The 12,386-nt window shown below is 53.9% G+C and carries 9 protein-coding genes and 2 pseudogenes; 7 read left to right on the forward strand and 4 right to left on the reverse strand.

Features of this window, described 5'->3' with window-relative positions:
- Positions 1-200: 200 nt before the first annotated feature.
- On the reverse strand, positions 201-1,415 hold the full coding sequence (locus tag CD175_RS12195; RefSeq protein ID WP_104449107.1) for an NADH:flavin oxidoreductase: 1,215 nt from the start codon (positions 1,413-1,415) through the stop codon (positions 201-203).
- Between the two features lie 357 nt (positions 1,416-1,772).
- Here CD175_RS12195 and CD175_RS12200 point away from each other — a divergent pair, with 357 nt between their 5' ends.
- Both CD175_RS12200 and CD175_RS12205 read left to right on the forward strand, forming a co-directional pair.
- Positions 1,773-2,903: a helix-turn-helix transcriptional regulator gene (locus tag CD175_RS12200; RefSeq protein WP_104449108.1), complete on the forward strand. Its 1,131-nt coding sequence runs from the start codon at positions 1,773-1,775 to the stop codon at positions 2,901-2,903.
- A gap of 607 nt (positions 2,904-3,510) precedes the next feature.
- A pseudogene (locus CD175_RS12205) lies at positions 3,511-3,676 on the forward strand (transposase domain-containing protein); the annotation flags it as partial.
- A gap of 60 nt (positions 3,677-3,736) precedes the next feature.
- On the opposite strand, the gene CD175_RS12210 reads toward CD175_RS12205, so the two are convergent.
- Positions 3,737-4,156, reverse strand: coding sequence for a DUF6691 family protein (locus CD175_RS12210; RefSeq protein ID WP_104449109.1), 420 nt, complete (start codon positions 4,154-4,156; stop codon positions 3,737-3,739).
- 2 nt (positions 4,157-4,158) lie between these two features.
- Complete coding sequence (locus CD175_RS12215) at positions 4,159-4,593, reverse strand: YeeE/YedE family protein (protein ID WP_104449110.1); 435 nt, start codon at positions 4,591-4,593, stop codon at positions 4,159-4,161.
- Positions 4,594-4,986: 393 nt separating this feature from the next.
- On the opposite strand from CD175_RS12215, the pseudogene CD175_RS12220 reads away from it, so the two are divergent.
- Positions 4,987-5,207: pseudogene (locus CD175_RS12220) on the forward strand (transposase domain-containing protein); the annotation flags it as partial.
- 126 nt (positions 5,208-5,333) lie between these two features.
- On the opposite strand, the gene CD175_RS12225 reads toward CD175_RS12220, so the two are convergent.
- Positions 5,334-5,723, reverse strand: a complete 390-nt coding sequence (locus tag CD175_RS12225) for a MerR family transcriptional regulator (protein ID WP_104449111.1) — start codon at positions 5,721-5,723, stop codon at positions 5,334-5,336.
- Between the two features lie 74 nt (positions 5,724-5,797).
- On the opposite strand from CD175_RS12225, the gene CD175_RS12230 reads away from it, so the two are divergent.
- From CD175_RS12230 to CD175_RS31075, 4 genes are all read left to right on the forward strand, one after another.
- Positions 5,798-6,868, forward strand: coding sequence for an SDR family oxidoreductase (locus CD175_RS12230; RefSeq protein ID WP_104449112.1), 1,071 nt, complete (start codon positions 5,798-5,800; stop codon positions 6,866-6,868).
- Between the two features lie 200 nt (positions 6,869-7,068).
- Entirely contained in the window at positions 7,069-7,968 is a 900-nt protein-coding gene (locus tag CD175_RS12240) for a DMT family transporter (RefSeq protein ID WP_104449113.1), read from the forward strand.
- A 648-nt stretch (positions 7,969-8,616) separates the two neighbouring features.
- Positions 8,617-9,378 (forward strand): hypothetical protein, encoded by a 762-nt coding sequence (locus tag CD175_RS31070; RefSeq protein WP_146094574.1) that lies wholly within the window; start codon positions 8,617-8,619, stop codon positions 9,376-9,378.
- 228 nt (positions 9,379-9,606) lie between these two features.
- Entirely contained in the window at positions 9,607-10,599 is a 993-nt protein-coding gene (locus tag CD175_RS31075; RefSeq protein WP_146094575.1) for a hypothetical protein, read from the forward strand.
- Positions 10,600-12,386 lie beyond the last annotated feature (1,787 nt).

The following is a 12,386-nucleotide window of genomic DNA, read 5'->3' on the forward strand; positions in this document are numbered from 1 at the left end:
ATTGCGATGATTGTTGGGGGACTTGACTGGGCAGGACATCGTCTGACGGGACTAACCGCTGGGGGTGACGGTACCCCTCCCCCCAATCGATAACGAACGCTATGAAAGGAACTAGCAATAACGACAGAAAGATGTAACGCGCGAAGGCCCGGCGAGGCCTTCGCGCCGATCAGCGACGAGACTGGACGTGCGCCCAGGAGCTATCGAACGAACGCCCGGGGTTCATCCAACACACAACGGGTTCCGCCGGGCAGGGCCATACTGGCCACGCACTGGTTGCAATGGTTGCAGCGGCTGACCCAGGACTCGCCTTGCTCTCGCACGCGCTGCAGCAGATTCTGGTCTTGCAGCAGAGCACGTCCCATTGCGATAAAGTCGAAACCCTCTTCCATCACCCGACGCATACCGGCGGCGCTGCTCACCCCGCCCAGATAGACCAGCGGCATCTTGACCGATCGGCGCATCTGGCGCGCCAAATCGAGGAAATATAACTCCTCGTAGGGCAACTCCTGGAAGTTGGCGGCACCGAACCATTGCATCGCCTTGCGCTGTAGCGGGTTCTTCTCCAGGGGAATCATCTGCGCCAGTGGGCTGGTGCCACGGAAAAGGTACATTGACGTACGACTGACCACCCCACCGCTCATGACAATAGCATTCAGGCCGCCCCGCTCGAGCAGTTGTGCGGCCCGGCAAGCCTCATCGATTTGCAGACCGGTGGCGAAGCCGTCGCTGAGGTTGAGCTTGGCCAATAGCGGAAAGTCCACACCCACCGCCTTTCGCACCGCCGCCAAAATTTCGAGCGGCAGGCGCATTCGGTTCTCGAGGCTGCCGCCGTACTCATCACGACGCTTGTTAAGCGCCGGCGATATGAACTGGCTGAGCAGATAGCCGTGGCCCATGTGGATCTCGATGGCATCGAAGCCCACGTCCTTGACGAAAGCCGCGGCGGCGGCGTACTCGGCGATGGTCTTGCGGATATCGGCCGCGGTCATGGCACCGCCCAAAGGTAGACCGCTGAGCAAGCCGTATTGGTTGATGCTGCGGCTGGGGCCGCGCGGTCGCGGGATATTGCGCGGTTTGTTGCGACTGAAGTTACCGCAATGGGCCAACTGCGCGGACACCGCCCCCCCCTCGGCATGTACCGCGGCAGCCAGGCGCAGCAACTGCGGGCGGACGCCATCGTGCATCCACATCTGATCTTTGAAAGTCAGGCCGTCCGGCGACACGCCGCAGTAGGCCACGGTGGTCAGTCCGGTGCCACCGGCCGCTATCTCGGCGTGATGCCGAATTAGCCCATCGCTCGGCATGCCGTTCTGGCACATGCCCTCGAAGGTGGCGGTTTTGATCACCCGGTTGCGCAGGCCCAGGCCGGCCAGTTGTGCGGGGGCGAGTAGTTTTTCCAGGGCCAGGCTCATGCTGGGCTCTCCATTGATGACGAATTGACGACGGGGTTGTGCTGGCACGGAACGAGTTCAACCGCGTTACCGCTCGGTACCGACGCTTGGCAGTAGAGCCACTGGGGTTCGGGCGGCCATCGTCTGATCGGACGATGCTGTCAAACTCTGGGGCTGCAAAATCGCCATGAACTATGAACTCATCGTCCACCAGCGTCTCGTCCCGAACTTCAACGTTCACGACGTTCATCCGGAAACTGCCTGAAACAAGCACCACAGTCGAAGTGCCAGCCGTCGCTAAGACGCTTAACTTCGCGGTCATTTTCCCATAGCCTGTCGAAAGCTCTTTATAACAATAAGATGGAAGATGGCCTGCATATGCCGTACCCCCTGACACTCGACCAATTCAGCACAATGCTCGATACCCTCTATCAAGGGCCGTTGGAAAACATTCCCTGGACCTCCTTCCTCGACAAACTCAAAAATGCCTTGGCGTCCAAATACGCCACGTTCATCCTGCGCACACCCAGCCAGCAGGTGGATGGCCTGAGCATCTCTACCTCCGGCTCCTCGGAGGCAGTGACGGCAGCCTATAACCAACATTTCTATGCCCTCGATCCCTTTGTCGGTCTGCCCGAGCGTCAAGTTGTCAGCCTGATCGAATTTGTCTCGGTCCCTGACTGGCTGAACTCGGAGTTCTACAAGAACTTCATGGAGCCGACCGACGTGTTCCACGTGCTCGGTGCCGATATCAGTACCCCGGAAGGCGCCAAGTGTCGCATCCGCATCAGCCGTGGGCGCAGCGATCCGCCCTTTGACCAGAATGACAAGGATCTGCTGACCCTGTTTCTGCCCCATCTGGAACGCGCGGTGGTGCTGCACTCGCACCTCAATCGCATGGAAAGCGAGCGCAACCTCTATGCCGGCGCGGTGGATCAACTAGCGGTGGGCACCATCATCCTCGATCAGGATGGCAAGGTGCTGCAGAAGAACCGCGTGGCCGAACGCCTGCTGGAGACAAAGGACGGCATTAAGCTAGTCAACGACGGCTTGCAGGTCGGCACATCCCGAGACAGCCAGCAGTTTCGCCAAATGGTCAAGCAGGCCCTGCTGTCGCAGAAGAGCAGCAACCCTTCAGTGGTCGAGGCTATGCGCGTGCAGCGCACGTCCGGGCTCGCCGATTTGGGCATTGTGGTGCGCTCGATACCACCGAGCGAGTGGAGTGAGGGCAAGTACTGCCCAGCAGTCGCGATCTTCATCAGCGATCCCGAGCAGGAGTCCAGTGCACCGCAGGAGATCGTCCGGGCACTTTTCGACCTGACGCCAGCGGAAACCCAAATGACCCTGCTGTTGGCCAATGGCCTTACCCTCGACGAGGCTTCGGAAGAGCTCGGCATCAGCCGCAACACGGCGCGCGCGCACCTGCGCTCCACCTTCTCCAAAACTGGAGTCACCCGTCAGACTATGTTGGTGCGCCTGATCCTGCGCAGCGTTGCTACCCTGGGCTGAACGATCAGCCCGTTTGACCAGAGCCGGCGCACCACTACACCAAAGGCCGGAGGCTGTCATGATCAACATGAGCCATTTCATACCGCTCAGCGCTTTGATCGGCGGACTGTTACGCCTGGTAGCGGGTGATGCCAGTTGAGGGTCAATAACGGTGAAGGTGAGAAGGACTATCTATAATGGGTTGGTTGTTGTTCCGTCGATCCCCGCAAGCCCCGTACCCTATGGGGTTTGCGGTCCCGTGAATCACAGCGACTCAGGCCCGACATATCGATGAGTGAATGGACTAGGCTGATGTATCGCCGATTGGCTGCCCTCGATGGCGAAAACAGCCATTAACGAGATGGCCAGACTGATCCATTACCGTTTGGGCCGTTAGATACGGCTTCAATGCGGTCACGATTCAGGTAGACGGGCGTTAGATCTGGAGATTCTGGTAATCCTCTGGAGGCCTTACGGATCAGAGCCTGCGAGGCTTTTCAGAAAACAACCATAGGTGAGGATTTAAAAGCATCAATTTCTCGCCTTTACCAAGGCCGTATACTCTGTGCCGCCGATCTTGACGGCCTTTATTCATTAGCCAACGCTGAAACTGGGATCCCATACCCAGAGGGCCGAAAAGCAGAGGGCGGCGATCATGAGCTTGATCCAGTCTGCGCGGCTGAATGGGCATAATCCGTATGCCTATCTAAAGGATGTTCTGACGCTTCTGCCAACGCAGCGGGCGAGCGAGCGAAATCGATCAGTTGCTGCCGCAAAAATGGCAACGTGTCTAGTTGAGCAAGGCGTGCTAGCAGCGCATAGCTATGAACGTGTTGTCCATAGCCATCAGCTGATTAAGACGCGCGTCGACTTTCCAAAGCAGAGAAAAAGTACATGCCGACCAGCATGGCTGAAAAGAATATGAGGACTTGCCAATGCCAGGTGAGCAAAAGAGCGACCGCTGGTCCAGGGCAGATTCCCGCAATTCCCCACCCTATACCGAACAACAGGCTGCCACCAATCAAGCGTGCGTCCAACTCATTTTTCGCTGGTAACTGCATGCGGGCCCCAAGCAAAGATTGCCTGTTCTTACGCGCCCAATTTAGAGGGATGATCGCTACTGAGATGGCTCCTCCCATAACCAGTGCGAGTGACGGATCCCAGGCCCCGGCCACATCAAGAAAGGCCAATACCTTGGCTGGGTTCGCCATGCCTGCCAGTAGCAGACCTAACCCAAATATTAAGCCCGCAAAAAACGCGGCTAATTTGATCATCTTTAAACCCCCAGTACATGGCGACTGACGTACACCGTCGCAAATCCAGTAGTCATAAAGCACGCCGTTGCCACGATGGAGCGAGGAGATAGTCGGGAGACCCCACACACTCCGTGACCGCTCGTACAGCCCGAACCGTAACGGGTTCCCACGCCAACGAGCAGACCCGCTATGATCAGGGCAGGCCACTCTGAATTAATCTCTATCTTTGGCAAGACGGTGAACGCTCCCCACAACAATGGCGAAATCATTAAGCCAAGCAGAAACAACGCTTTCTCGCACCAGCCTTCACTACCAAATTGAATCATGCCTCCAAGCAAGCCGCTGATGCCTGCGATACGGCCATTTGCGAGAACGAACAAGCTGATGGCCAGTCCTATCAAGGCACCTCCGCACAATGAAGTCCATGGCGTGAAGTTGATCCAATCAATGCTCATTTTGCATCTCCAGCACAAATGGGTGGTAAAGGACGCTGATAAGCGAAGCATAATAACCATTCGCACGGCTCGGGGTATTTGCGGGGCAAAATTTCCTGGTGCCATATAGAAAACGGTCATTGAATAAGATGTGTTAGGCAGACGCTTACCGCTCTCTGCCTGTCACGAGCGGCTGAAACCGACCGAGGCGGTGTAAAAACGTTTTTGAGCGCAACAGGTACTCAAAATCGAACTGGAAATCGCGTTTCTACGCGAAATCCACATCTGCTGACGTGCCGATAAATTTCAGATTTAACGTAGATGCGCGTACTTCAATTTTGGTGAAGCTTTTTCACACTCTGGACCCAAAACAGACATCATGTGTCTAGCAAATCCGGAGCAATTCACTGATGTGAAAATCAAATCCGGCCGTGGGCTTTCGGGCGTTCAAACTGGCTATTCGCGGGCTCCTTACGCAGCGGCAAACGTGCGGCTGCGATTATGAGTTTGAACCAGTCGCACGGCTTAACGGCCATGATCGGTATGCGTATTTAAAGGGCGTGCTCACGCGACTGCCGATGCAGCGGCCGAGCGAGATTACCGAGTGGCTGCCGCATAGATGGGCGCCCGTTTAACCACGCAAGGTCTGTTGGGCGGACGCTTACTGTCCAGGGCCTGGCCACACGGTTTTAGAAAATGCGTAAGCGATGGGCTTGAAACTGGAAGCAGGCTGCAGCTTCTGTTTCCCGGATGCTGACAGTTCAGTTGGAAGAGTTGTTCAGCTGCTCAAGCTCAAGTTGCTTGGCAGCACTGGCTTCGAGGGTTGCACGCTCTTCATCCAGATACCGATAAATGCTTTGGAGGTTGGCGATTTTCTGTTTGATTTCTGCCATCTTCTTTTCAATTAGCCTCGCGCCGTCAGCACAATCGATTAGCTTGTTCCGCTGCGCATCCAGAATCTCGCCTATTTCCCCCAGGGAAAACCCCATGCTTTGCGCGCGCTGGATAAAGTCCAGATCCTGCAGAGTTTGCACTGTGTAAACGCGATAGTTGTTAGTTTGCCGCAGCGGTGAGATCAGGCCGATTTGCTCGTAGTAACGCAGCGTATGGCGGCTGGCGCCGCTGCGGGCCTCGAGTTCGCCGATTTTCATGAAAACACCGCTTGACTATAGAGTTGGGTCGATAGTTTACGCTTGATTTCTCACCTTAAACAAGGAGCAGGGAAATGAGCGTGGAGTGCTTTGTCACGGGGGGTACCGGCTTCGTCGGTCAACATTTGGTGGCGTACCTGAGTGCAAAAGGCCACACCGTTCGGGTGTTGATGCGTCGCCCGGAGCGACTGGCTGCACTGCGGGAGCAAGTCGATAATTTGGGCGGGTGCGCAACCCGGGTATTTGCCGTAGCTGGCGATCTGGAACGGGACAACCTCGGGCTGAGTCTTGCTGACCGAGAAGTGCTAAGGCACACCAGCGTCGTATTCCACCTGGGTGCCCACTTCGCCTGGGGGCTTTCAGCGGAGCATTCCCGTGCGGTGAATGTGGAAGGGGCAAAGCGCGTGGCGCTGTTGGCGGCTGAGCAAAAAAGCCGGTTAGTGATGATCGGCGGCTACATGCTGAAAAATCATGAGCATCTGCAACGCATCGGAATTGATCCTCGTCATCCGCAGCTGACGAATTGGCCTGCCGTCTACCGGCGTGTTGGTGGTTACGAGGGGAGCAAGCTGGAGGCGCATTTTGCGACCCTGGAGGTCATGTCCGCCAAGGGCGGGGAGATTACCGTTGTCCACCCTGCGACGGTCTGTGGCCACAGCCGCACGGGGCATATCCTTGACGGTCAGCCGCTGGTGGAGCTGATACGCAACCTTGTGCAGGGAAAGCTCGCTGCAGTGCCCGGTACCGCCGAGCACTGGCTGCCACTGGTCACCGTGGATTACCTAGTTGAGCTGGTGGCAGTTTGTGCTTTTGATCCTGCTATGGTGGGCCAGGAACTGCTGGCGCTTGATGACCAAACTCCCAACTTGCGAGAACTCCTGATACAGGTGGCACAACCTTTGGGCTTAAAGTCTCCCAAGCATTACATTCCGCTGCGATTGCTGAAGTTGCTACTGAGTATTCCTCCCGTCGCGTGGTTTTTGAATACAAAACCCGAAGCCTTGGACTTTATCCAGACCACTCGTTTTGATACCGCAGCGGTCGAGCAATTTGCCAACAGGCATAGAATAGCCAAACCGGATATACGCCAGTCTTTGCAGCACACCGCAACGTTCGTCAACTCATATTGCCTAGCCAAGGGCTAAGCCCGCTGACTTCTCCCTTGGGGGCGACAAAGCCGTTAGCCCCCGATTAAATGGTCTTTTCCAAGGCATCCTACTGGGCGATCCAGCTTATGCCCCAATAAATACTGGGGTTGGTGGGATCTTCGTATCCTCGAACTTGGCGCCGTCGATGTGGGCCGGCATTCTATCTAACGACAAAGCAACGACAGGGACCGTCATCAATGCAATCCAGTTTCAGCAAAGGCGTCATGTTTGCACTCTCCGCTGCGGCACTGAACGCGACGATCGGTGTGCTTAGCAAAGTACTCATGAGTAATGGCTTCACTGCCAGCAGTGTCGCCGTCATCAAGACCGTACTTGGTTGCGTGCTTCTCTCGATCTTACTGTTTTTCCTCAAGCGCCCGGCGTCTACGGCCAAATGGACTCAGGCGGCAATCTGCGCCTTCCTTGGCATCTTCGTGCTGTTTCACTTCGAAACGTCCGCCTATCGGCATTACGCTGCGGCAGGTGTAGTGGTGGTGCTGATGGCCAGTGCCTCGATTTCCTCGATCATCCTGGGGCGCATTTTCCTCAAGGATGCGATCACCGCGAACGCGACCGTGGGCGCCGCACTGGCCATCGCCGGGATCGCGGTGATCTTTGGCGCCGACCTGCAACAGGGCTTTACCCTGCAAGGCGCTGCGCTTGCCTCCATGGCCGGCTGCGGTTATGGGGCGTTTTCGGTTGCCATGAAGCAGATGGGCGTGTCCGGGGGGCTGCACCTCACCCGGCAATTGCTGTTTTTTGGCAGTCTGTACCTGCTGATGCCGGCTGCGGCCGATGGTTTCGTGATCGGCGAGCTGTCGCCGCTGGCGATCGCCGCACTGCTGGCGCTGGCCACGCTGCCGACCATCCTCGGCTTCTTCTGCACCACCAAGGCCATCGAGTATCTCAAGCCATCCCAAGTGCAGGCGCTGGAGCTGACCGAGCCACTGTTCGCCGCGCTGCTGGCGTTTGTGGCGCTCCATGAAGTACCGCGCGAAAGCCTGTACGCGGGAGCGGCACTGATCATCGTCGGCCTGTGTTTCTCCAATGAATTAATCCGCTTGGGCAGCAAAGCATCCGTCCCTTCGACCGAGTGAGCTATTTTCGGATCCTGATTACTTTTGTGGTTTTTAAGTGTTTTGAGCGACTGACCGCTTTTGACTGTGGATTCAGCCAGTCGCGATCGGCAGAAAGCGGTCATTCAGACGGCAAGGCTTTTGCTCTGATTCATGGGTGGAAGGACGGCAGAAATGAAAATTCGGGTAATTCTCTGGAGGCGGCGCCGCAAAAGGGTCGCGAGGCCATTCAATAATCAACCACTGTTGTAGAGTAAAAATACGGAAAAAGCCGGCTGCAGAGCAAGACAGGAGCAAGATGCCGGGGAAGACTAGAAACGCCTGAAGACCGCGCCGTGTAGGGCCTAGAGCGGCAAACAGAAATTAATCTTATAAGAGGATTCAAGCGACAAATCGTGTGAACCCGAGCCAAACTAGGCCCTCAACGGGGTGATTTCATCGGTAGACTTGGTTTCTCCTAAGCCCATAAAAAGCACCATTGTGACCGATTGCAATCGGCCACAAGCGGTCACTCGTATCCGGAGTTTTGTGAGCAAAGCCCCACTTCATTGATGAGTGCCCCTGCTTTCTTGAATCGATTTGTTAGCTATAGTTTTAAGGTTGGCGCGTATAAAATTCACCATCCACCTTCTACTAAAAGTCACGCTCACAATTCCGACTAGGTGTCCCATGAAGCCAGTTGCTCCGTCAAAAAGCCTAATCTCCAATGATTGGAGACTGCAAACATTCACTTACTTGACGGAGGATTGGGTATCACCTTGGTCTGGAGTTATGTCGCCTAAAGGAACACGGATTACAGTATCCTCGATCATCTCTTTAACTAAGAAAAAACAGCTTACTATTCCATTGCCAAATGCATCAGCGCTATTACTTAATTCATCTGCTTTAGCTTTCATTGCCGCACGCAAAATCCGTGATCGGAGTGGCATTGATAAAACACTGCATCATGAGGTTAACTTCTCGTCTGATGAAGATGCTTTCGATTATGTTGAGAAAATGATCGAGTCGATTGTATTAGCCTTTACAGCACTTGAGGCATTCGTTAACGAAACAATACCTTCAGATTATTTTTATGCGCGTCATCATAGAAGTGATGTCGTTTTAGAGGCGGCTAGCAAGCAAACGATTGAACGCTACACATCTTTAGACGAAAAACTGACAAATGTACTACCCGAAATTTTGCGCTGTGCCTCACCAAAAGGCGGGCGATGCTGGCACGGATATAAACATCTAAAAAGTGTTCGGGATCGAATAATTCACATGAAAACTGATGATCGCCGATCATCTGGATCTGAGGTAGACACTGTATGGAAAGCAATTATTCTCGCCCCCGCCCCTCATATTGCGATAAAAACAGTTATTGATCACTTTGTAAGCGCGATGAAAGAAAAACCGTACTGGCATCAACATTTCCCTTATTCCACCTCATGAGTATAAGTAAACACAGAGTTGGTTGTGCAACCATTAGCAGCCTTTCACAATAGGCCACTTTCGACCAAAAATTCATGCCACGAATAGCCGCTTCGGGTTGCGGACGCTGATCCTCTGCGCTGACAGAGTAAGAGCGGCTGGGAGGGCGATTCAGGTTCGACCGCGCTTGATACCGAACAGGAGAAAAGCATATGGTCGATACAATTTAAACTGCCAGAGGAAATAGCGATGAGTGAATTAGACTTTGATGGTAGACCTGATCTTCCCAGTGAAGCAGGCAACCTGTTCTCTAATAAATTTAACCCAGACGATACGTGGCTGGCAAAAGCGCCACGAGAGCTTCAGATCGAGGCTATGAGGCAGTGGTTTTATGCTCGCTATCAAGACCCAGCCAATGACACCCCATACAATGGCAGAGAAGGAGGATATATTTTCGTAAACGGTGGGCCACACGATCCAAATGACAGAATACAAGAACGCTTTGACGGTCTCGTTGAATATGACGTAATGGAAGAACTGATCGACGAATTGCATCAGGAGCCAGGAGGTGACCGCTGGGCACCTATTGACCAAGAGGTGGATTATGAGTGGGAGTACGAAAATTTTTATTCCACCCTTCCTGAGCATCGAACAGATCCATTAATTATGCTTAATGAGCGCTTAAAACAAATTGAAGAAACGCTAACACAGCAATCGCAAATTCAAGGATTTGTAATTCAGCTACTGCACAGTTCTACTATAACGGCTTTAGAAGCATACCTCTGGGATACTACTGCTTACTGGGTGACAAAGAACAAAGATATCTTGCGTTCTTTTGTCAACAGTAATGAAGATTTCTCACAAGAAAAGCTCAAGCTGTCTGACATTTTCGTCGCCATGGACGGATTAGAGAAAAAAGTTATCGAGTACCTACAGAAATTTATATGGCACCGATTAGATAAAGCCAAGCCGTTACTCGAAAAGACGCTAAAAATAAAATTTCCAAGCATCGAGAAATTCATGCCTGAAATTATAATTCGTCATGACATTGTTCACCGTGGCGGAAGAGATAAAGATGGCTATCCCGTCCTGGTAGCTATCGCGGATGTTCGCCGGGTATCTGATATGGTCAGCAAATTCTCAAGAGAGTTAGAGGCTGAGTTAAAGAAAGCATTTCCGATTACCGTCGATCCTTCTACTCCTATTGCGCCTGCTCATCCGGACATGCCGGAGCCGTTCTAAAATTTGCAAAGCATAGATGAAGTCGTCCCGGGTTATGTATGCAAAAAAAGCATGATTTCTATTGGCCGGCTTCTGCCAGTGCTGACAGGTTGCAATGGGTCGTCTGCGTCCAATCAATGGGTCCTCCCGAAGGGGTGGGGCTAGGGGGTAATTCGGGCCCCGCGTCTTCGCTACATATGACCCATTTTCGTACGCTGGTTGTTGTTTTGTCATTGCGTCCAGTTTAACCATCCACTCAGGCTGAAGGCCTTGAATAACGGGCTTCTCCTCCTCATAGCCTATTTGACCCTCCGCTCCCTTATGCCCAACGTCGAGCGACAGGACAGATGAAATACACCAACCCATCGGCGCGTCGGCAGTTGTGATGATGAAAGAGATCGCGGCGGCGGGGGAGGTGGCAACCGCGCTCCCAAAACACGCCGGGGACCCTGGCGATTTCCGAGGAACACGGGTGCGAAGACTCGCGCAAATTCGTTAGCGGCACCCCGCCAAAGTTAGTTAACTGGTTAACTCGGTTGGTTAACTTGGCTGAAAGCCTTACGGGCTGTGGCCTGCAGCCCGGTTAACTAAGCATTTAAGCTGGTTAACTCGGCGACCCATCCATTCGCCTGAGAGCCACGCGGGCTGTGGCTTTCAGAGCGGTTAACTAAGGAGTTAACCGACTAAAATACTCGGTTAACTGGTTAGCCGCTTGAATTGATCGGTTAAATCGGCTGAGAGCCAGTCGGGCCGGGGCTTTCAGGCAGTCAGCCTAGGAGTTAACCGACTAATTTACTCGGTTAACTCCTAGGTTAACTGGTTAACTCGGTTGGTTAACAGGGCTGGAGGCCTTTGGAACCATGGCCTGTAGCCCGGTTAACTAAGCATATGACCTGGTTAACTCGACTATCCGCCGGTCTTTACCAGTGATAGCTCGTGCTCACTCCCGCGTTTTAAACGCGGAGGTGATCCGTCATTTCATCTCGACCAATTACAACGAGAATATACGGGGGGGGCATTCATCAAAACGACTCCCCTCCAACGCGGAGAATGCGTGCATTTTGGTCTTGCTGATGACCTACCTTCTCAGCCGATCTTTCCGCCGATCTGGCTGTTGCTGTTCCCCAAAAAAAACACTGGGGTACAAGTCCCCCCGCTCAAGCCCCTGGAAACATTGGCTGTTCCCACTGTTCCCCCGTTCCCCCGTTTTTTGAAACCAGTCACACATTGATTGATGGACAATCGCGACAGAGGGACGCCATGAGTATCCATTCTGGTCTGCTCGATCACATGCCTCCAACCATGGCCGGTACCGACTCGCCAAAAAAGGCTAGTCGCCCTCGCCCCCACCTGGTGGCCGTCAACCGCATCGAGCGCCCGACTCAACTCGCAAACAGTCCACACGCCAGCGCAGCCAGCCCCGAGTGGCGCCAGACACGGGGCCATTACATCAAACACCTCATGCACTGCCGGGCCTGTTATACCCCCATAGGGTGCCGCTGTGCTGTGGAAGCGGGTTTTCGGGCGACCTACGACTCCCCAATGGAGGACAGACCATCACTGTTGCCAGCGTGGTTACCACGGTATCGCCCAACGTTCTCCGATTTGAAATCGGAATTATGCGCACTATGGGTTTTTGGCATTTTAAATCGCGAAACCCGAGCAGGATCAACAGACCATCTGCTGTTTCAAACCGAGGATGGTTCGCGCTCACTTCCGTGTTTCAAGCGCGATTTCGGCAGCTGCTCGATTTGCCCCCGTTTCAAACCGAGGCAAGACCGCGCGCCTGGTAAAACGCGAACCGACAT

The sequence above is a fragment of the Pseudomonas laurylsulfatiphila genome, assembly GCF_002934665.1.
In the GTDB taxonomy this organism is placed as follows: Bacteria; Pseudomonadota; Gammaproteobacteria; order Pseudomonadales; family Pseudomonadaceae; genus Aquipseudomonas; species Aquipseudomonas laurylsulfatiphila.

What these genes read in the sequence shown, in the direction of transcription:
- CD175_RS12195 (WP_104449107.1), bottom strand. Translation starts at nt 1,415, where the DNA reads ATGAGCCTGGCCCTGGAAAAACTACTCGCCCCCGCACAACTGGCCGGC.
- CD175_RS12200 (WP_104449108.1), top strand. Translation starts at nt 1,773, where the DNA reads ATGCCGTACCCCCTGACACTCGACCAATTCAGCACAATGCTCGATACC.
- CD175_RS12210 (WP_104449109.1), bottom strand. Translation starts at nt 4,156, where the DNA reads ATGATCAAATTAGCCGCGTTTTTTGCGGGCTTAATATTTGGGTTAGGT.
- CD175_RS12215 (WP_104449110.1), bottom strand. Translation starts at nt 4,593, where the DNA reads ATGAGCATTGATTGGATCAACTTCACGCCATGGACTTCATTGTGCGGA.
- CD175_RS12225 (WP_104449111.1), bottom strand. Translation starts at nt 5,723, where the DNA reads ATGAAAATCGGCGAACTCGAGGCCCGCAGCGGCGCCAGCCGCCATACG.
- CD175_RS12230 (WP_104449112.1), top strand. Translation starts at nt 5,798, where the DNA reads ATGAGCGTGGAGTGCTTTGTCACGGGGGGTACCGGCTTCGTCGGTCAA.
- CD175_RS12240 (WP_104449113.1), top strand. Translation starts at nt 7,069, where the DNA reads ATGCAATCCAGTTTCAGCAAAGGCGTCATGTTTGCACTCTCCGCTGCG.
- CD175_RS31070 (WP_146094574.1), top strand. Translation starts at nt 8,617, where the DNA reads ATGAAGCCAGTTGCTCCGTCAAAAAGCCTAATCTCCAATGATTGGAGA.
- CD175_RS31075 (WP_146094575.1), top strand. Translation starts at nt 9,607, where the DNA reads ATGAGTGAATTAGACTTTGATGGTAGACCTGATCTTCCCAGTGAAGCA.